Consider the following 19,918-nt stretch of genomic DNA (forward strand, 5'->3'; position numbering starts at 1 on the left):
GCGGCATGAGAATCGCGAACGATGTCACTGAACTGATTGGCAATACCCCGCTGGTGCGCATCCGCAAGCTGGCGATGGAGAGCAAGGCCGACCTGGTCGGCAAGCTCGAATTCCACAATCCCGCGCACAGCGTCAAGGACCGCATCGGCCTGGCCATGATCGAGGCCGCCGAGGCGGCCGGCCTCATCACCCCCGACACCACGGTCGTCGAACCCACCAGCGGCAATACCGGCATCGCGCTGGCGATGGTGTGCGCGGCGCGCGGCTACCGCTGCAAGCTGGTGATGCCCGAGACCATGAGCAACGAGCGGCGCATGCTGCTGCGCGCCTACGGCGCCGAGCTGGTGCTCACGCCCGGCAGCGAGGGCATGCTGGGCGCCATCCGGCGCGCCGAAGAGATCGTTGCGAACGATCCGCACGCCTTCATGCCCCAGCAATTCAACAATCCCGCCAACCCCGAGGTGCACCGCCGCACCACGGCCGAGGAAATCTGGCGCGACACCGACGGCAAGATCGACATCCTGGTCGCGGGCGTCGGCACCGGCGGCACCATCACCGGCGTCAGCGAGTCTATCCGCCCGCGCCGCCCAGGCTTCCAGGCGATCGCCGTGGAACCCGAGGCGTCGCCGATGCTGTCGAAGGGAAGCAAGGGCCCGCACCCGATCCAGGGCATCGGGGCCGGCTTCGTGCCGCAGGTCCTGAATACCGCGTCCTACGACGAAGTCATTTGCGTGAAGAACGAGGATGCCTTCGAGACGGCGCGCGCCGCGGCGCGCGAGGAGGGGCTGCTGGTCGGCATCTCGTCGGGCGCGGCGCTGTGGGCCGCGATCCAGGTAGCGCGCCGGCCGGAGAACGCAGGCAAGCTGATCGTCGTCATCATCCCCTCGTTCGGCGAGCGTTACCTCAGCACGGCACTGTACGCCAACCTGGCAGGCTGAACCTCGTCAGTGCGCGTGGCCCTGCAAGGTGCAGTGGTGATGGATCGTCCCCTGTTCCACCTGCAGCGTGGAGTGGTGGATCGCATACTTTTCGCGCAACGTGTGTTCGATGGCGTCGAGCGTCGCGTCGCCCGGGTAGCCGCCCGGGATCACCAGGTGGGCGGTGAGCGCGGTTTCGGTCGTGCTCATGGCCCAGATATGCAGGTCATGGACTTCGGTCACGCCGGGCTGGCCGGCCAGGAAGGCCTGCACCTTGCCCGCGTCGACGTTCGGCGGCACGGCCGCCATCGACAGCTGCACCGACTCGCGCAGCAGCGACCAGGTGCCGATCACGATCACCACCACGATCCCCAGGCTCACGATCGGATCGATCCAGGTCCAGCCCGAATACATGATCGCCAGGCCCGAGATGACCACGCCCAGCGACAGCGCGGCGTCGGCCGCCATGTGCAGGTAGGCGCCGCGGATGTTCAGGTCGCCCTTGCTGCCGGCTAAAAACAACCAGGCCGAGAAGCCGTTGATGACGACGCCAATGGCGGCCACGATCGAGACCGTGGCGCCGGCCACCGGCGCCGGCTCGGCGATGCGCTGCACCGCCTCCCAGGCGATGGCGCCGCAGGCCACCATCAGCAGCAGGCCGTTGCCCAGCGCCGCCAGGATCGACGAGCCGCGCAGGCCATAGGTGTAGCGGCCCTTGGGCGCGCTCTTGGCCAGCAGGGCGGCGCCCCAGGCCAGCATCAGGCCCAGCACGTCGGACAGGTTGTGGCCGGCGTCGGCCATCAGCGCGGTGGAGTGGGCGATGAAGCCGTAGGTGAACTCGACGATGACGAAGGCCAGGTTCAGGCCGATCGCCAGTGCGAAGGCGCGGCCATGGCCATCGGGCGAGGGCATGTGGTGGTGGTGGTGTCCGAAGCCATGGGAATGGCCGTGATCGTGGTCGTGATGATCGTGTCCGTGCTGGTGGTCGTGTGCGTGGTTCATGCGTCCATTCCGTTGGCGGGTTCGGCGATGTGTTCGAACATGGTGGAGAGCAGGCTGCTGATGTGGGCGTCGGCAGCCGAATAAAAGACCTGCTTGCCCTGGCGCTCGGCCTTGACGATGCGGGCCGCGCGCAGCAGGCGCAGGTGGTGGCTGACCAGCGAGCTGGACAGCATCAGGCCGGCCGCGATATCGCCCACCGCCGTCGGCTGGGCCAGGCAAGCCAGCACGATGCGCAGCCGGGTCGGGTCGCCCAGCAGGTGGAACAGGTCGGCCAGCTGGCCGATCGCTTCCTCGGGCGGTGGGGCGATCGGTTGGGCAGGCGGGTGTGCGGTCGTCAAGTTTGGCTCTAACATGTGAATAGATGTTCATATGTTAGGCGAAAACAACCGCGCCGGGCAAGCGCGGTGTTGTTCAGCGTCGTTTCGTGTCCAGCGGCTGGCCGTCGTCGTCGCGCTCTTCAGGCTGTCCCAGCCCGAGCTTCTGCAACTGCGGCAGGATCTTGCGCCGCTCGCCCACCGCCACCACGATCATCCGGTCCGGATCGAGATACTCCCGCGCGACTCTCCGCACGTCTTCCACGCCGACCTGCGCCAGCTCCCGCGCCAGGCGATCGTAGTAATCCGGCGCCAGGCCATACACGAACAACTCGGTCAGGCTGGCGCCGATGTCGGCATTGGTCTCGAACTGGCCCGGCAGCGACAATAGCTGGGCATTGCGCGCCGCGTCGAGTTCGGCCTGCGACAAGGGCTGTTCGCGCATGGCCGCGATCTCGCGCAGGATCTCGCGCACCGATTCTCCGGTGGCGTCCTGCTGTACGCTGGCCTCGACCGAGAACGGCGCCGGAGTGCGGTCGTAGTCGAAGTGCGAGTAGATGCCGTAGGTATAGCCTTTGGTTTCGCGCAGGTTGTTGTTGAGCCGGCTCGAGAACATGCCGCCCAGCGCGCCGTTCATCACTTGCAGGGCCGGGAAGTCGGGCGTGTCGCGACTCGGGCCCATGCAGGCCACCTGCAGCGCCGTTTGACCGGCGTCCGGCTGGTCGACCAGCACCAGGCGCGCCGCCGTGGGACGGGTCTCGGCCGGCTTCACCTCGGGTGCGTCGGCGGCCGGCCAGGCGCCGAATTGCGCCACGGCCAGCGCTTCCAGCTCGGCGCGCGTGATGTCGCCGGTGACCACCAGCGCCGCATTAGAGGGCACGTAGTGGCGCTGCCAGAAGCCGGCGATGTCCGCACGGGTAGTGGCGCGGATCGCGTCTTCGAGCCCCAGCTGGCCATAGGCCTTCGGATGCCCGCTGCCGAACAGGGCGCCCGCCGCGGCGAGGGCTGCCACTGTTTCAGGGTCGTCGCGCTGCTGCGTCAGGGAACCCAGGCGGTCCTGCCGCTGGCGCTCGATCTCGGCCGCCGGGAAGGCCGGATGCTGGACGATGTCGGCCACCACCTCGAGTGCGCGCGCAAAGGTCGCGCGCAGCGCCAGCAGCGACACGGTCGAGACGTCGTCGCTGCTGCCGGTGTCCATGAAGGCGCCCAGTTGCGCGATCTCGTCCGCGATCTGCGGCGCGCTGCGCGTGGCCGTGCCTTCTTCCAGCATCTGGGCCGTGAAGCCGGCCAGGCCGGGCAGCTTGACCGGATTGGCCGCGCCGCCGCTTTTCACCACCAGCTGGCTCGAGACCAGCGGCAGCGCCGGATTGTGGTGGTGGATCACAGTCAAACCGTTCTTGAGCTTGAAGCTCTCTCCGCGCGGCAGCGTCACCTTTGGCGTCGGGCCGGCCACGGGCGGCGTCGCACGCCACGGTTCGGCCTCGTTGAGCGCAGCTTGGGCGGGCTGCGGCGCGGTCTTGACCGGCTTGGACGCGCGCGGATCGTCGACCTTCGGCTTGCCGGGCACGCCGGTCACCACGGCGCGCGCCTCCGGCTTGAGCCAGGTCTGCACCGCGCGCTGCACGGCCGCCGCGTCGATGCTGCGCAGGCGCGCCAGGTCCCTGGCCAGGTAGCCCGGGTCGCCCGTGTACAGGTTGTAGTGGTTGAGCTGCTCGGCCAGGCCGTCGCCGCCGAGCTTTTCGAGCGACGCCAGCAGGGCCGTCTCCAGGCTGTTGCGGGCGCGTTCGACTTCCCGTTCGGTCGGGCCGTCCTTGCGCAGCCGTTCCAGCTCGGCGTCGATCGCCGCTTCCAGTTCCTGCGGCGTGTGGCCGGCGCGCGCGGTGACGTCGACCACGAAGGTCGAGCTCAAGGCCAGCGAGGTCTGGGTGCTCGACACGTCTTGCGCGATCTGGCGTTCGTACACCAGCGATTTGTACAGGCGGCTCGATTTGCCGCCGCCGAGGATGGTGGCGGCCACCGCCAGCTCGGCGTCGCCCGGCTGGTAGGCGGCTGGCGTCAGCCAGCCCATGAACACGCGCGGCAGCTCGACCCGGTCGCGCACCACGACGCGGCGCTCGGCCGTGATCGAAGGCGTGACCACCGTGGGACGCACGACGTCCGGCCCGCGCCGCAGGCTGCCGAAATAGCGCTGCACCAGTTCGCGCGTCCTGCCCTTGTCGATGTCGCCGGCGATCACCAGGCTGGCGTTGTTGGGGCCATAGTAATTGGTGAAGAATGCGCGCACGTCTTCCAGCCGCGCGCCCTGGATGTCGGCGTGCGAGCCGATGATCGAGGCCGCGTATGGATGGCCCTTGGGGAACAGCGTCTGCAGCAGCGCTTCCTCGACCAGGCCATACGGCTCGCCCTCGACGGTCTGGCGGCGCTCGTTGCGCACCACGTCCTGCTGGTTGCTCAAGGCCTGCTGGTCGAGCACGTCCAGCAGGTAGCCCATGCGGTCGGCATGCACCCACAGCGCCAGTTCCAGCTGGTTGCTCGGCACCGTGTCGTAGTAGCTGGTGCTGTCGAAGCCGGTGCCGCCATTGCTGTCGGTCGCGCCGGCGCCTTCGAGCAGGCGGTCGGCCTCGCCGCGCGGGATGTGGCGGGTGGCGGCGAACATCATGTGCTCGAACAGGTGGGCGAAGCCGGTCAGGCCGGGCGCCTCGTTGGCCGGGCCCACGTGGTACCACAGGTTGACGGCCACGATCGGCAGGCGCTTGTCCTCGACCAGGATCAGCTGCAGGCCGTTGGGCAGCACGGTTTTTTCGAAGGCGATCGACGGGACCGGCGCCGAGGCGGTCGCAGGGGGCTGGTCCGGGACCTGGCCCGCCGCGCTAGCCGGAGCGGCGGCCAGCATCACCGGGACCATCAGGGTGGAAATGTTCAAATACTCTCCGTAATTCAATGACAACTGCCGATGCCGCGGTCGAGCGTCGCCCCGGCCGGCACCCGCTCCGGGTCGGCGGCCAGGAATTGCCACTCATAGCCATTCTCCAGCAGCCGCAGACGCAGCACGCCGTCGAAGCTGGCTTCGCGCACCTCGCTATTATCCCGGATACGCAGGAAAGGCGTGGCGTAGGCGCCGCCGGTGCCGACCACGAACTGGCGCAGGCCGCGCGCGCGGTCCGGCCGCCCCCGGGCATCCTGCGGCGCGAAACGCTCGTAGTCGTGGTCGTGGCCGGACAGCACCAGCTCGGCCCCGGCCCGATGCAGGATGTCCCAGGCATCGTGCATGCGGCCCGGGCCGCGGTGGCCGCCGGAACTGAAGGCAGGATGGTGCCAGAACGCGAGAGTGCAAGAGGCGGTGCTGCGTTCCAGCTCGGCGCGCAGCCACGCCAGCTGGGCCGCGTGCTGGTCGCCCTTCAGGTTGCTGTTGAGCGACACGAGCAGCCAGCTGCCCAGCCGCAGGCTGTAATAGCCATTGCCGTCGACCCCGCGCGCGCGGTCGCCGAAATAGTCGAAATAGGGCAGGGCGTCTTTGGTGTTGTATTCGTGGTTGCCCGGCGCCGGCCAGGTGCGCGCGCGAAAGCGCCCCCAGGTCGGGCCATAGCAGTCGGCGAATTCGCGCGCCGTGCCATTCGGATAAGTGTGGTCGCCCAGGGTGAGCACCACGGCCCTGGGGTCGGCGCGCAGCGCCCATTCGACCAGGGTCGCGGTGGCGGCGGCGCCCGACCAGCGCGGATCGGGATGCTTGCAGCGCGCGATGTCGCCGGCCGCGTAGACTGTATGCGCCGTGGATGCATCCGCCTGGGCGACGCACGGCAACAAGGCCAGCGTCAGCAGGATGGCGCCCGCGACCGGGCCGGATGCTGGCGCCATCGCCCGCCTTATTCCACCAGGCGCAGGATGCCGCGCAGCGCGTGGGCGATGGCCTGCTCGCGCACCGCCTCGCGGTCGCCGGGGAACACCAGGCGTTCGGTGTGGACATGGTCGCCGCGCGCCCAGCCGAAGCACACGGTGCCGATCGGCTTGCCGGGCACGGCGCCGGTCGGGCCGGCGATGCCGGTGGTCGAGACGCCGATGTCGGCATTGCTGTTGGCCACGGCGCCCGCGGCCATGGCGGCGGCTACCTCTTCGCTGACCGCGCCGAACTGGGCGATCACGGCGTCGGGCACGTCCAGCATCTCGTTCTTGGCGGTGTTCGAATAAGTCACGAAGCCGCAGTCGAACCAGTCGCCCGAGCCGGGGATGGCGGTGAGCGTGTAGGCGATGCCGCCGCCGGTGCAGGATTCGGCGGCGGCCAGCATCAGGTTCCTGGGGCCGAGGGTGTCGCTGACTTTCTGGGCAAGGTCGATGAGTTCGTTCGTCACGTGGGTCTCCTTTGCAAGCCGCCGGCCGGGCGGGTGCCACGTCGGGAAACCGGTCGGACTTGCTTCATTCTAGCGCGCTGCACGAGCGCACGACATGCCAAAATTTCAAAAATGCCTACCCAAACCGCATGCGAACGTTTACAGTGCCAGCCGCGCTCTTGTCCCGGCCCGGCTTGATAAATGTTTCGTGCGACACACAGCACAAGCGTGCTGTTATGCTGGGATGACCGATTTCTCGTCTTTGTTAGAACTTTTACATGCCGCGCATGCGTTCCCGTGAGCGGTCCGTGGAGGAAGCATGAGCCGCCAGCGCTCTATCCGCAAGAAGCTGGTGGCGGTGGTGATGATGACCACGTTCGTCGCGCTGCTGGTCTCGATCGCGATCGTGATCGGCTATGACTTGCGCAGTTACCACCGCGCCCTGGTCAACGACCTCTCGACTCAGGCCGAACTGGTCGGCCACATGACGTCCGCCGCGCTGAGCTTCGACGATCCGCGCCTGGCCAACGAGAACCTGGCGCTGCTGCGCACCAGTCCCCTGGTGCGCGCCGCCGCCATCTACGATTCCCGGGGCAAGCTGTTCGCTTCCTACGCCGCCGCCGGCGAGCCACGCGATATTCCCCAACGCCTGGACGCGGCGAGCCCGACCCGCGAAGACGGCGCGGAACTGGTGGTGCGCCAGCCCATCATCGAGAATGGCGACACGGTGGGCACCGTCGTGCTGCGCGCCGAGAACCGGCTGCTGGCGCGCACCCTCGACTATCTCGCCATCGCCGCCGGGGTGACCCTGCTGGCGATGGCGATCGCCTACCTCTTGATGTGGCGCCTGGGACGCGTGATCACGGCGCCGATCCTTGCGGTCACCGAGGTGGCGCGCGAGGTGGTGGCCACGCGTGACTATTCGCGCCGCGCGCCGCGCATCGGCGACGACGAGGCGGCCGAGCTGGCCGACTCCTTCAACGCCATGCTGACCGAGATCGAGGGCCGCACCCGCGAGCTGGAAGACACGCACAGCACCATCCTGCGCGAAGCCCAGCAGCGCACGCGCGCCCAGCAGGAAGTGATGCGCCTGAACGAGCAGCTGGAACAAAGAGTCGATGAGCGTACCCTGCAGCTGGCGCTGGCCAACGCCGAACTGGCCAACGCCAACGAGGAGGCGAAGAGCGCCAACCAGGCCAAGTCGGCCTTCCTGTCCTCGATGAGCCACGAGCTGCGCACCCCGCTCAACGCGATCCTCGGCTTCGCCCAGATCCTCACCTCCGACACGCTGCCCTCGACCCTGGAGCAGAAGAAGGAATTCGCGAACCACATCCTCAAGTCGGGCCGCCACCTGCTCACCCTGATCAACGAGATCCTCGACCTGGCCAAGGTCGAATCGGGCACCATCACGCTGTCGATGGAACCGGTGGCCCTGGCCGACATCCTGCTCGAAGTGCGCACCATGATCGAGCCGATCGCCGCCACCCGCAAGGTGCGCGCCCTGTTCCCGGCGGTGGACGGCGCGGTGGTGATGGCCGACCGCACGCGCCTGAAACAGGTGCTGCTCAACCTGTTGTCGAACGCGGTCAAGTACAACCGCGAAGAGGGCGCGGTCGTCGTCTCCTGCGAGCAGTCGGGGCCGGAGCGCCTGCGCCTGTCGGTGCAGGACACCGGCCACGGCCTGAATCCGGAGCAGCTGGCCAACCTGTTCCAGCCGTTCAACCGCCTGGGCCAGGAAGCCGGCGCCCAGGAAGGCACCGGCATCGGCCTGGTGGTGACCAGGCGACTGGTGGAACTGATGGGCGGCGAGATCGGCGTCACCAGCAGCCCGGGCGTGGGCAGCGTGTTCTCGATCGAACTGGGCAGCACCGCGCCGCTGGCGTCGGCGCTGCCCGAGCGCGGCCCGGAGGCGCAGGCGGCGCCGAGCGCCCCGCCCGCCGAAGGCGAGCCGCACCTGGTGCTGTACGTCGAGGACAATCCGGCCAACCTGCGGCTGGTGGAGGAAATCGTCGCCTTCCGGCGCGACCTGCGCCTGCTGTCGGCCCCCGACGGCCACCTCGGCCTGGAGCTGGCCAAGGCGCACCGCCCGGACGCCATCCTGATGGACCTGAACCTGCCGGGGATGAGCGGCTTCGAGGTGCTGCGCCAGCTGCGCGCCGATCCCGAGACCACCTGGATCCCCGTGATCGCGCTGACGGCCAACGCCATGCCGCGCGACATCGAGCGCGGCATGGCGGCGGGCTTCCACCGCTATCTCACCAAGCCAATCGACATCGAAAAATTCACCGAAGCGATCAACAGTACGCTGGCGCAGCGGCCCGGGACGGGCCAGCCAGGCGAAAGGAAGGCCAGATGATTTCCCTGTCCGACATCCGGCGCGCGCGCATCCTCGTCGTCGACGACGAGCCGGTGAACGTGCAGCTGCTCGAATACCTCCTCAAGACCACCGGCTATGAGAACGTCAGCTCGACCTACGATCCGCGCCAGGTGGTGGCGCTGCACCTCAAGCACCGCTTCGACCTGATCATCCTCGACCTGCACATGCCGGGCATGGACGGCTTCGAGGTGATGGAGGCCCTGAAGCCGCTGGAGAGCGATTCCTGGCTGCCGGTGCTGGTGGTGACGGCCGAGCCGGACAAGAAACTGGCGGCGCTCGAAGCCGGCGCGCGCGACTTCATCGGCAAGCCCATCGACACGGTCGAGGTGATGACGCGCATCCGCAACCTGCTCGAGGTGCGCCTGCTGCACCGCGAGTCGCTCGACTACGGCAGCCAGCTGGAGCGCCAGGTGCGCGAGCGCACCGCCGAACTGGCGCGCTTTCGCGGCGCGATGGACGCCACGCCCGACGCCCTGTTCCTGATCGACACCGCCAGCATGGCGATGGTCGACGTGTCGGAAGGCGCCTGCCGCATGCTGGGATTTTCGCGCGACGCGCTGCTGCGCATCGACCCGGTGGCGCTGGGCCTGGCCACGCGCACCCAGCTCGAACGCCTGCTGGGCGGCCGCCCCGCCCACGATGGCGAGTCCGAGTCCGAGGCCGACATCGTCGAGACCGAACTGCTGCGCGCCGGCGGCGAGGGCTCGGTGGCGGTCGAGATCAGCTGGAAGCTGCAGGAACAGGACGTCGGGCACGCCGCGCAGCGCATGCTGATCGCGGTGGCGCGCGACATCAGCGAGCGCCTGCAGGCCCAGGAAAACCTGCGCCATGCGGCCAGCTACGACGCCCTGACCGGCCTGCCGAACCGCACCCTGTTCTTCGAAAACCTGCGCGACACCATCGAGCTGGCCCAGGACAAGAACTGGCGCGTGGCGGTCCTGTGCATCACGCTCGACCGCTTCAAGGTGATCAACGACACGCTCGGCACGCGCGGCGGCGACGAGCTGCTGCGCCAGTTCAGCACGCGCCTGGTGCGCTGCGTGAAGGTGCGCGATTCGGTCGGCCGCCTGGGCGGCGACGAGTTCGCGCTGATCCTCACCATGCCGCGCGAGCAGCAGGACGCGGTGAACATGGCCAACGACGTGCGCGATTCCCTGCGCCTGCCGTTCGACCTGCACGGCCAGCCGGCCGCGCTGACGGCCAGCATCGGCATCGCCATGTACCCGGACGACACGACCGATCCGGGCGCGCTGGTCAAGTACGCCGATACCGCCATGGTGCGCGCCAAAGAGGCCGGCCGCGACGGCTACCGCTTCTTCACGGCCGGCATGAACGTGCAGGTGCTGGCGCGCCTGGACCTCGAGCTGGCCCTGCGCGGCGCGCTCGAAGATTCCCAGTTCGTGCTGCACTTCCAGCCCAAGATGGAATTGAACACCGGCCGCATCGCCGGCACCGAGGCCTTGCTGCGCTGGCACCGCCCCGGCTACGGCCTGGTGTATCCGGCCGAATTCGTGCCGGTGATGGAAGAGACGGGCCTGGTGGTGCGGGTCGGCGACTGGATCATCGACGAAGCCTGCCGCCAGATCGCGGCCTGGAACGCGGCCGGCGTGCGCGACGTGCGGGTGGCGGTGAACGTGTCGAGCCGCCAGTTCGTCGAGGGCGACCTGGAGGGCGTGATCAGGGACGCGCTGGCGCGCCACGACGTCGAACCGGGGCTGCTGGAGCTGGAGCTGACCGAGAGCGCGCTGATGCAGAACGCCGAGCGCACCACCGAGGTGCTCACGCGCCTGAAGGCGCTCGGGATCCGCATCGCGATCGACGATTTCGGCACCGGCTATTCGAGCCTGGCCTACCTGAAGCGCTTCCCGATCGACAAGCTCAAGATCGACATCGCGTTCGTGCGCGACATCGTCAACAATCCGGACGACGCCGCCATCGCGCTGGCCATCATCAGCATGGCGCACAGCCTGCACATGCAGGTGATCGCCGAGGGCGTCGAGACGCGCGCCCAGATGGCCTACCTGCGGCGCCACCGCTGCGACCAGATCCAGGGCTTTTATTTCTCGCGCGCGCTGCCGGCCGACCAGCTGGCCGAGATGGTGCTGTCCAACCGCGCCAAGCCCGAAGAAAAGCAGGCCGCCGACGACAAGGTGCAGACCCTGCTCGTCGTCGACGACGACCCGAACGTGCTCACCGCGCTGCACCGCCTGTTCCGGCGCGACGGCTACCGCGTGCTGACCGCGTCGTCGCCGGCCGAGGGCTTCGAATTGCTGGCGCTGTACCGCGTGCACGTGATCCTGTGCGACCAGCGCATGCCGGTGATGAGCGGCACCGAATTCCTCAGCAAGGTCAAGGAGATGTATCCCGAGACCATCCGCATCATCCTGTCGGGCTATACCGGAGTGGACTCGGTGCTCGATTCGATCAACCGCGGCGCGATCTACCGCTTCTACACCAAGCCGTGGGACGACCAGCAGCTGCGCGACAATGTCCGGCTCGCGTTCCGGCATTACTGGATGACGTACGGGCCGTATGACGACCGCAAGACGCCGCGCGAGGAGGACCAGCGCGGCGAGGCGGCGGCCTAGGGTCTGGCTTGTTACTTGTTGGCAGTAGCAGCGGTTTGCAAATTAACCCGTACGCAGCGCAGTGCGCAAGGCCGGTTTGTCTTAATTCGATTGGTACATCTGCTGCATCTGCTGCAGTTGGACCCGGGTTGGCGCGAAACGACTGATCGATCTCGACCGCGCCGTGGATGAAGCGCGGCCCGAGCGGCGTGACCACGGGATGCGATTCCAGCGCCATGCGCTAGCCGGCCCTGAGGCGCCGCGGGCGGAAGTGCAAGAGCAGCGCCGAGACCAGGAAGTAGAAAGCGCCGAAGCCCGCGTAGCCGGCCACGGTGGCGACCGTCGGCTCGGCCGGCATGCGCGCCTGTCCGATGAATACGGCCCCGGCCAGCGCCGACTGTGCGCCGCTCAGGACCATCGCCCACTGGGCGCCATGGGTTTTCCAGCGCCGTACGCCGGTGCCCAGTTGCAGCAGGCCGGACAGGATGGCCCAGGCGCCGAACACGGCCAGCACGCGGTGCATGTCGGGCAGGGCGACGGCCAGCGCCAGCGCCACGACCAGGCTTGCGACGACGTTCAGCAACTGGGTGCGATTCGCCGCCAGTCCGCCGCTGCGGCGGGCGTCGACCAGGTTGGCGAAGGCATCCCAGGCGGGATAGGCGACCAGCAGCACGGCGCCGGCAAGCGTCGAATGCGGCGCGACCGCCAGCACCGCAAGCACCCAGGCGCTGGAAAAGACGGCGCGCACGAAGTAGTAGCGTTTGAGCCAGCCTTCATGGGTGCCGCCGGCAAGGTTGGTGTCGTGGTTCATGATGTCCTCCATTTATTTACCTACTAGTTGGTAGGCCGTTGAGTTAAAAAAAAGCCGGTCTGCCGGACCGGAATCGTTTTCAAGCCGGCGCCTCGACGCGCGCCAGCTGGGCGGCCGTAATGGCGCCGAACACCTTCGCATCGCCATAGGCACGTGCCGACAGCATGGCGCCGTGCACGGTGGCCATGAAGACCTCGGCTTCGACCTCGGGCGGCTGCATCAGCCGGATCGTGCCTTGCTGGACGCCCCGTTCCAGCACCGAGGCCATCCAGCCCGACAGGAAGCGGAAGTAGCCGCGCACCTCGACCGCCACGTCAGCCGGCAGGATCGGCAGTTCGCCGGCGAGCAGGGCGCACACGCAGAACGGCGCGCTCAAGTCCTCGATACATTTTTCCCAGTACTGGGTATAGGCACGCAACATGGCCAGCGGGTCGGGAATCGCCTGCTGCAGCCGCTCGATCCCGTCAGCCGTCGCCTGGCGGTGCTGCACGACGATGGCCTTCACCAGGTCGACCTTGTTCGGAAAGTGGTGATGAATGCTGGCCTTGCGGACGCCGACCACGTCGGCGATATCCGCGTAGCTGAAGCCGTTGTAGCCACCGGCCACGATCAGGGCGCGCGCGCAGGTCAGGATGTCTTCCGAGGTGTTGGACAGTTTCTTCATGCTGGAATCCTACCTTCTGGTAGGGAGGTTAGTCAAGCGACGTTTCAATCCGGCGTGCGCGCCATCGCACTGAGATAGTCAGCTGCCGCTGAAGTGATCCCAGCCTGTCAAGCCCAGGTGGAGCGGCGCGCCGTGCGCGTCGACCAGGCGCAGGCCGGGGGCGGTCTCGATCGCGCCGACCCGGGTGACCGGCGTGGCGGCCAGCGCCGCGGCTTCCAGCACCGCCGCGCGCCGTGCAACGGGGGCCGTGAAGCACAGTTCGTAATCGTCGCCGCCGGCCGCGGTGAAGCGGCGCCGCAGTGCGCGGTCGTGGCGCGCCAGCGCCGGGCCCTCCGGCAATGCGTCGACGTCGAGCGTGGCGCCGACGCTTGACGCCGCCAGGATGTGCCCCAGGTCGCCCACCAGGCCATCCGAGATGTCGAGCGCGGCGTGCGCAATCGGCGCCGCGGCCAGGGCCAGGCCCAGGGCCACGCGCGGCGTGGGCATGTGCAGCCTTGGCGCGGCCTGCGCATGCGCCTCCGGGGAGAGTTCGACCTCTTTCCAATAGCCGGCCAGCGCCAGGCGCGCATCGCCCAGCGTGCCCGAGATCCAGATGTCGTCGCCGGGACGCGCATGCGCGCGCCGCAGCGCATGGCCGGGAACGGTTTCGCCGAACACGGTGATGCAGATATTCAGCGGCCCCTTGGTGGTGTCGCCGCCGATCAGTTCGCAACCGTGTTCGTCGGCCAGCGCGAACAGGCCGCGCGAGAAACCGTCGAGCCATGCCTCGTCGGCGCGCGGCAAGGCCAGCGCCAAGGTAAAGGCGACCGGCCGGGCGCCCATCGCGGCCAGGTCCGACAGGTTCACGGCCAGCGCCTTGTGGCCCAGCATGAAGGGATCGGCGCCGGCGAAGAAATGGCGGTCTTCGACCAGCATGTCGGACGAGATCGCAATCTGGCGGCCGGGCGTCGGGGCGAGCAGGGCGCAGTCGTCGCCGATGCCCAGCGCGACATCAGGGCGGCCGGGGCGCTCGCGGTGAAAAAAGCGCTTGATGAGGTCGAATTCGGAAAGCATGGCGGCGATTGTACCGCCCCCCGTTGGCCTGCCGGGAATTGCTGCAACCGCACATAAGTGTGGTGAAAATACGTAGCCATTGACAACATGCTGTCTGATAGAATCGAAAGTCCCGTTTTGCTTCAGGAAGGCTGCCCAGCATGGATTCGTCATCTGACAAAAAAGAAGAATTACGTCAGCAACTGCGTCAAGCAGCGCTCGAGTATCACCAGTTCCCCCGTCCCGGCAAGATCAGCGTGGCGCCCACCAAGGGCCTGCTGAACCAGCGCGACCTGGCGCTGGCCTATTCGCCGGGCGTGGCCGCCCCTTGCGAGGAAATCGTCAAGGATCCGGCCGCCGCCTACAAGTACACCGCGCGCGGCAACCTGGTCGCCGTGATCTCCAACGGCACCGCCGTGCTGGGCCTGGGCAATATCGGTCCGCTGGCGTCGAAGCCGGTCATGGAAGGCAAGGGCGTGCTGTTCAAGAAGTTCGCCGCGATCGACGTGTTCGACATCGAGATCAATGAGACCGATCCCGACAAGCTGGTCGACATCATCGCCGCGCTCGAGCCGACTTTTGGCGGCGTGAACCTGGAAGACATCAAGGCGCCCGAGTGCTTCTACATCGAGCGCAAGCTGCGCGAGCGGATGAAGATCCCGGTCTTCCACGACGACCAGCACGGCACCGCGATCATCGTCGGCTCCGCCATCCTGAACGGCCTGAAAGTCGTCGGCAAGAGCATCAAGGAATGCAAGCTGGTGGTCTCGGGCGCCGGCGCGGCCGCGCTGGCCTGCCTCGACCTGATCGTCGACCTGGGCTTCCCGATCGAGAACATCTTCGTCACCGACCTGGCCGGTGTCGTCTATAAAGGTCGCGTCGAGCTGATGGACCCGGACAAGGAACGCTTTGCGCAAGACACGCCGCACCGTTCGCTGGCCGACGTCATCCCCGGCGCCGACATCTTCCTGGGCCTGTCCGCCGGCGGCGTGCTCAAGCAGGACATGGTGGCCAAGATGGCCCCGAACCCGCTGATCCTGGCGCTGGCCAATCCGAATCCGGAAATCCTGCCGGAAGACGTCAAGGCGGTGCGCGGCGACGCCATCATCGCTACCGGCCGTTCGGACTATCCGAACCAGGTCAACAACGTCCTGTGCTTCCCCTATATGTTCCGCGGCGCACTGGACTGCGGCGCGACCACCATCACGCGCGAGATGGAAATCGCGGTGGTGCACGCGATCGCCGACCTGGCCCATGCCGAGCAGTCGGACATCGTGGCCTCGGCCTACGGCATTTCGAACCTGTCCTTCGGTCCGGAATACCTGATCCCGATGCCGTTCGACCCGCGCCTGCTGACCCATATCGCGCCGGCCGTGGCCAAGGCCGCGATGGATGGCGGCGTCGCCAGCCGTCCGATCGAGGACCTGGCGGCCTACGCCGAACACCTGCAGCAGTTCGTGTACCGCAGCGGCACCTTCATGAAGCCGCTGTTCCAGGTCGCCAAGGATGCCCCGGCCGAACTGAAACGCATCGTCTACGCCGAGGGCGAGGACGAGCGCGTGCTGCGCGCGGTGCAGGTGGTGGTCGACGAAAAGCTGGCGCGCCCGATCCTGGTCGGCCGTCCGGCGGTGCTGGAGCAGCGCATCGAGAAGTTCGGCCTGCGCCTCAAGCTGGGCGTGCACTTCGACGTCATCAATCCCGACTTCGACGAGCGCTACCGCGACTACTGGACGACCTACCACCAGATGGTGATGCGCAAGGGCGTGACCCAGGACCTGGCCAAGCTGGCCATGCGCCGCCGCCACACCCTGATCGGCGCCATGATGATCCACAAGGGCGAAGCCGACGGCATGATCTGCGGCACCTACGGCACCACCCAGATGCACCTGGACTTCATCGACCAGGTGCTGGGCAAGCGCGCCGGCGCCAACGTCTATGCGGCGATGAACTTCATCATCACGCCGGAACGCCAGCTGGCCATGGTCGACACCCACGTCAACGAGAACCCGAACGCCGAGCAGCTGGCCGAGATCACGATCATGGCGGCCGAAGAGCTGGAGCGCTTCGGCATCAGCCCGCGCGCGGCCCTGTTGTCGCACTCGAACTTCGGCAGCGCCAACACGGAGTCGGCGCAGAAGATGCGCGCCGCCCTGGCCCTGGTGCAGCAGAAGAAGCCGGAACTGGAAGTCGACGGCGAGATGCACGGCGACGCCGCGCTCGACGCCAAGAACCGCGCCAAGATCATGCCGGAATCGACCCTGAAGGGCGACGCCAACCTGCTGGTGCTGCCGAACATCGATGCCGCCAATATCTCGTACAACCTGCTCAAGACGGCGGCCGGCAACGGCATCGCGATCGGCCCGGTCCTGCTCGGCTGCGCGCGTCCGGTCCACATCCTGACCCCGTCGGCGACGGTGCGCCGGATCGTCAATATGACGGCGCTGGCCGTGGTGGACGCTGTGTCCCAGCGATAATCATTCAGCCGGTTTGTACTTGACGCCTGCCTCGCGCGCCTTGCGCCGGGGCAGGCGTTTTTGTGTGCACCTGTCTCCAGCTGTCGCCGTTTGTCGTTTTGCAAAGACACTGGTAACAAACCGTAAGCGACGGTCGCAGCGCGTCATTTTCGGGTCATAATGTTCAGATAAGTGTTGATTTAATTGCACACATTTCTGTTGTGCAATTAGGCAAACCGACCTCCTCTGTTACAATCCTTGCTTTCGCCGGGCTCGTCAGGTAGTACGTGGCGCCCGCAAGACCACTTCATATCCATCCAAGAACATGCAAAACAAACGAGCCCTCATCACCGGTATCACCGGCCAGGATGGCGCCTATTTGGCCCAGTTGCTTCTGGAAAAAGGCTATCACGTCACCGGCACCTACCGTCGTTCGAGCTCGGTCAATTTCTGGCGCATCGATGAGCTCGGCATCACCTCGCATCCGAACCTGTCGCTGGTCGAATACGACCTGACCGACCTGGCCTCGAGCCTGCGCCTGATCGAAACGGCGCAGCCGGGCGAGGTGTACAACCTGGCGGCGCAGAGCTTCGTCGGCGTGTCCTTCGACCAGCCGGTGACCACCGCCTCGATCACCGGCCTGGGCGCCGTCAACCTGCTCGAAGCGATCCGCATCGTCAATCCGAAGATCCGCTTCTACCAGGCGTCGACCTCGGAAATGTTCGGCAAGGTGCAGGCCATTCCCCAAAAAGAAGATACGCCGTTCTACCCGCGCAGCCCGTATGGCGTGGCCAAGCTGTACGCGCACTGGATGACCATCAATTACCGAGAGTCGTACGACATCTTCGGTTCCTCGGGCATCCTGTTCAATCACGAGTCGCCGCTGCGCGGCCGTGAGTTCGTGACCCGCAAAATCACCGATTCGGTGGCCAAGATCGTGCAGGGCAAGCTGGAGCTGCTGGAGCTGGGCAATATGGACGCCAAGCGCGACTGGGGCTTCGCCAAGGAATATGTCGAAGGCATGTGGCGCATGCTGCAGGCCGACAAGCCCGATACCTATGTGCTGGCGACCAACCGCACCGAGACCGTGCGCGACTTCGTCACCATGGCCTTCAAGGCGGCCAATGTCACGCTCGACTGGAGCGGTTCGGGCGAGCAAGAGGTCGCCCACTGCAACCAGAGCGGCAAGAAACTGGTGGGCGTCTCGCCCAAGTTCTACCGTCCGGCCGAAGTCGACCTCTTGATCGGCGACCCCGAGAAAGCCAAGCGCGAGCTGGGCTGGGAGCCGAAGACCACGCTCGAAGAGCTGTGCCAGATGATGGTCGACGCCGACCTGCGTCGCAACGAACAGGGCTTCTCGTTCTGATATGACGCGCCTGGCCACGGATGACGTTTCCGCCCTCGCCAAGCAGGCGAGCGGGCGCGAAGGGGAGGGCCGCCGCGCCCTGATCACGGGCCTGCGCGGCTTCACCGGCCATTACCTGGCGCAGGAGCTGACCGCCGCGGGTTACCGCGTGCTCGGCACCGTGATGCCGGGCGAGGAAACCGGGCCCGACATGTTCGCGGTCGACCTGTGCGACCGTGACGCGGTGGCCGCCATGGTCGCCGAGGCCAGGCCCGACGTCGTGGCCCACCTGGCCGGCATCGCCTTCGTGGGCCATGCCAACGTCGAGGCGATCTACCGCGTCAACGTGGTGGGCACGCGCAACCTGCTGGAGGCATTGGCCGCCGGGGCGCATCGTCCCACCAGCGTGCTGCTGGCGTCGTCGGCAAATATCTACGGCAATGCCAACGTGCCGGTGATCGACGAAAGCGTGCCGCCGGCGCCGGCCAACGACTACGCGGTCAGCAAGCTGGCGATGGAATACATGGCGCGCCTGTGGATGGACAAGCTGCCGATCACGATCGTGCGTCCATTCAATTACACCGGCGTGGGCCAGGCCGAGAATTTCCTGCTGCCCAAGATCGTCAACCACTTCCGCCGCAACGAACAACGCATCGAACTGGGCAACCTCGCCATCGCGCGTGATTTCTCCGACGTGCGCATGGTGGCGCGCAGCTATCGCCGCCTGCTGGCGGCGGCGCCCGCCGGCGAAGCCTTCAACGTCTGCTCGGGCACCCCGCACTCGCTCTCGAGCGTCATCGAGACCATGGGCGAGATCGCCGGCTACCGCATCGATGTGCAGGTGAATCCCGCCTTCGTGCGCGCCAACGACGTGCTTCAACTGACTGGCAGCAATCGCAAGCTGGCCGCCGTGATCGGCGACCTGGCGCCGACCCCGCTGCACGAGACGCTGGACTGGATGTACAGGGCGTGAAACCGGCAGTCATCAAGGTCGGTCTGGGCACGACCATGGTCGAGCCCGGTTTGACCGGTGGCCGGCTGGACGGCATCGGCGTGTACACCCGGGCCCTGATGCAGCACCTGCCCGCAACGGGCTGCGAGGTGGCGCCGTTTTCCTGGCCCCGCCTGCGCCAGGGCGATGCGGGTATCTCCATCGGCCAGGCCTTCCCCCGATCGTTCGAGGCGGCGACCCTGACCGACCTGGTGACGCCCGGCGCGCACCGTGTCCACATGCCGGCCGATATCTTCCACGTGACCGATTACCGCGTGGTTCGCATGGATTGCCCGGTGGTGGCCAGCCTGCACGATGCCCTGCCGATCAAGCACCCGGAATGGTGCAACCCGCGCCTGCGCAAGCTCAAGAACTGGCTCCAGGCCAAGGCGGCGCGCAAGGCCGACCACGTGATCGCGCTGTCGCACTTCGCCATCGACGAACTGGTCGAATGCTTCGGCGTCGACGAGCGGCGCATCTCGGTGGTGCCCTGCGGCGTCGACGAGGAATGGCTCGCCGCACCCGCACCGCGCTCGATCGAGGCAACCCTCGATGCCTACGGCCTGCAACCTGGCTATTTCTTCTTCGTTGGCACCCTGCAGCCGCGCAAGAACGTCGGACGCCTGCTGGAAGCGTATCTCGCGCTGCCCGCCCCCTTGCGCGGCGAGCGCGGCCTGGTGATCGTCGGCGCGCCCGGCGCGCGCAGCGAAGCCCTGGTGGCGTCGATCAGGGCGGCGCAGGCGGCGGGCGAGAACGTGGTCTGGCTGGATCGCTTGACCGACCATGGGCAATTGCGCGACCTGTATGCCGGCGCCGGCGTCTTCGTTTTTCCTTCCTTGTACGAGGGCTATGGCATTCCGGTACTGGAAGCCTTCGCCTCGAACGTGCCGGTGGTGGCCTCGAACACGACCTCGCTGCCGGAAGTCGCGGGCGACGCGGCGTTGCTGGTCGATCCGTCGTCAAGCGGCGCCATCGCCGACGCCATGCGCATCCTGGCCACGGACGGTGTTGCGCGCGCGCGCTGTATCGCCGCCGGACGCGCTCGCGCCGAACAACTCACATGGCAAAACACCGCACGCCTGACGGCGGAGGTGTACCGTGCCGTCCTTTCGCAGTAAGC

15 protein-coding genes are annotated in these 19,918 nt (G+C 67.2%); 7 read left to right on the forward strand and 8 right to left on the reverse strand.

What is annotated here, in order from left to right:
* Positions 1 to 5: 5 nt before the first annotated feature.
* Entirely contained in the window at positions 6 to 938 is a 933-nt protein-coding gene (cysK, locus tag ABIB42_RS17325; RefSeq protein ID WP_429248702.1) for a cysteine synthase A, read from the forward strand.
* Between the two features lie 6 nt (positions 939 to 944).
* Here the strand turns inward: cysK and ABIB42_RS17330 are convergent, their stop codons facing one another.
* Genes ABIB42_RS17330 through ABIB42_RS17350 form a run of 5 tightly spaced genes read right to left on the reverse strand, consistent with a single transcriptional unit; the run spans position 945 to position 6,579 of the window.
* The gene (locus ABIB42_RS17330) at positions 945 to 1,919 is read right to left on the reverse strand and encodes a cation diffusion facilitator family transporter (protein ID WP_005665030.1); all 975 of its coding nucleotides are present in this window, start codon (positions 1,917 to 1,919) and stop codon (positions 945 to 947) included.
* Positions 1,916 to 2,272 carry an ArsR/SmtB family transcription factor gene (locus ABIB42_RS17335; RefSeq protein WP_005665031.1) on the reverse strand — a complete coding sequence of 119 codons (357 nt, stop codon included), beginning with the start codon at positions 2,270 to 2,272 and terminating at the stop codon, positions 1,916 to 1,918. Before ABIB42_RS17335 ends, ABIB42_RS17330 begins: the two co-directional genes overlap by 4 nt.
* Positions 2,273 to 2,330: 58 nt before the next feature.
* A complete protein-coding gene (locus ABIB42_RS17340; RefSeq protein ID WP_429248703.1) occupies positions 2,331 to 5,156 on the reverse strand; it encodes a M16 family metallopeptidase in 2,826 nt (941 codons plus the stop codon).
* A 14-nt stretch (positions 5,157 to 5,170) separates the two neighbouring features.
* Positions 5,171 to 6,088, reverse strand: a complete 918-nt coding sequence (locus ABIB42_RS17345) for a metallophosphoesterase family protein (protein WP_429248704.1) — start codon at positions 6,086 to 6,088, stop codon at positions 5,171 to 5,173.
* An 8-nt stretch (positions 6,089 to 6,096) separates the two neighbouring features.
* Positions 6,097 to 6,579: a CinA family protein gene (locus ABIB42_RS17350; protein WP_429248705.1), complete on the reverse strand. Its 483-nt coding sequence runs from the start codon at positions 6,577 to 6,579 to the stop codon at positions 6,097 to 6,099.
* A gap of 298 nt (positions 6,580 to 6,877) precedes the next feature.
* Between ABIB42_RS17350 and ABIB42_RS17355 the strand changes: the two genes are divergently transcribed.
* Entirely contained in the window at positions 6,878 to 8,914 is a 2,037-nt protein-coding gene (locus ABIB42_RS17355) for an ATP-binding protein (RefSeq protein ID WP_429248706.1), read from the forward strand.
* Positions 8,911 to 11,523, forward strand: a complete 2,613-nt coding sequence (locus ABIB42_RS17360; protein WP_219861462.1) for an EAL domain-containing protein — start codon at positions 8,911 to 8,913, stop codon at positions 11,521 to 11,523. Before ABIB42_RS17355 ends, ABIB42_RS17360 begins: the two co-directional genes overlap by 4 nt.
* Before the next feature lie 220 nt (positions 11,524 to 11,743).
* On the opposite strand, the gene ABIB42_RS17365 is transcribed toward ABIB42_RS17360, so the two are convergent.
* From ABIB42_RS17365 to thiL, 3 genes are all read right to left on the reverse strand, one after another.
* Positions 11,744 to 12,313, reverse strand: coding sequence for a hypothetical protein (locus ABIB42_RS17365; protein ID WP_083415274.1), 570 nt, complete (start codon positions 12,311 to 12,313; stop codon positions 11,744 to 11,746).
* Positions 12,314 to 12,392: 79 nt separating this feature from the next.
* Positions 12,393 to 12,977, reverse strand: a complete 585-nt coding sequence (locus tag ABIB42_RS17370) for a TetR/AcrR family transcriptional regulator (protein WP_429248707.1) — start codon at positions 12,975 to 12,977, stop codon at positions 12,393 to 12,395.
* A 78-nt stretch (positions 12,978 to 13,055) separates the two neighbouring features.
* Complete coding sequence (gene thiL / locus ABIB42_RS17375; protein ID WP_429248708.1) at positions 13,056 to 14,030, reverse strand: thiamine-phosphate kinase; 975 nt, start codon at positions 14,028 to 14,030, stop codon at positions 13,056 to 13,058.
* A gap of 140 nt (positions 14,031 to 14,170) precedes the next feature.
* On the opposite strand from thiL, the gene ABIB42_RS17380 reads away from it, so the two are divergent.
* The 4 genes from ABIB42_RS17380 to ABIB42_RS17395 all read left to right on the forward strand — a co-directional run bounded on the left by ABIB42_RS17380 (position 14,171) and on the right by ABIB42_RS17395 (position 19,916).
* On the forward strand, positions 14,171 to 16,483 hold the full coding sequence (locus ABIB42_RS17380; RefSeq protein ID WP_071361282.1) for an NADP-dependent malic enzyme: 2,313 nt from the start codon (positions 14,171 to 14,173) through the stop codon (positions 16,481 to 16,483).
* A gap of 304 nt (positions 16,484 to 16,787) precedes the next feature.
* Positions 16,788 to 17,828, forward strand: coding sequence for a GDP-mannose 4,6-dehydratase (gmd, locus tag ABIB42_RS17385; RefSeq protein ID WP_005665054.1), 1,041 nt, complete (start codon positions 16,788 to 16,790; stop codon positions 17,826 to 17,828).
* A 1-nt stretch (position 17,829) separates the two neighbouring features.
* Positions 17,830 to 18,780 (forward strand): NAD-dependent epimerase/dehydratase family protein, encoded by a 951-nt coding sequence (locus ABIB42_RS17390; protein ID WP_005665056.1) that lies wholly within the window; start codon positions 17,830 to 17,832, stop codon positions 18,778 to 18,780.
* Complete coding sequence (locus tag ABIB42_RS17395) at positions 18,777 to 19,916, forward strand: glycosyltransferase family 4 protein (RefSeq protein ID WP_005665058.1); 1,140 nt, start codon at positions 18,777 to 18,779, stop codon at positions 19,914 to 19,916. Before ABIB42_RS17390 ends, ABIB42_RS17395 begins: the two co-directional genes overlap by 4 nt.
* The last annotated feature ends 2 nt before the right edge of the window (positions 19,917 to 19,918 follow it).

Source organism: Massilia sp. UYP32, assembly GCF_050434365.1.
GTDB lineage: Bacteria > Pseudomonadota > Gammaproteobacteria > Burkholderiales > Burkholderiaceae_D > Telluria > Telluria timonae.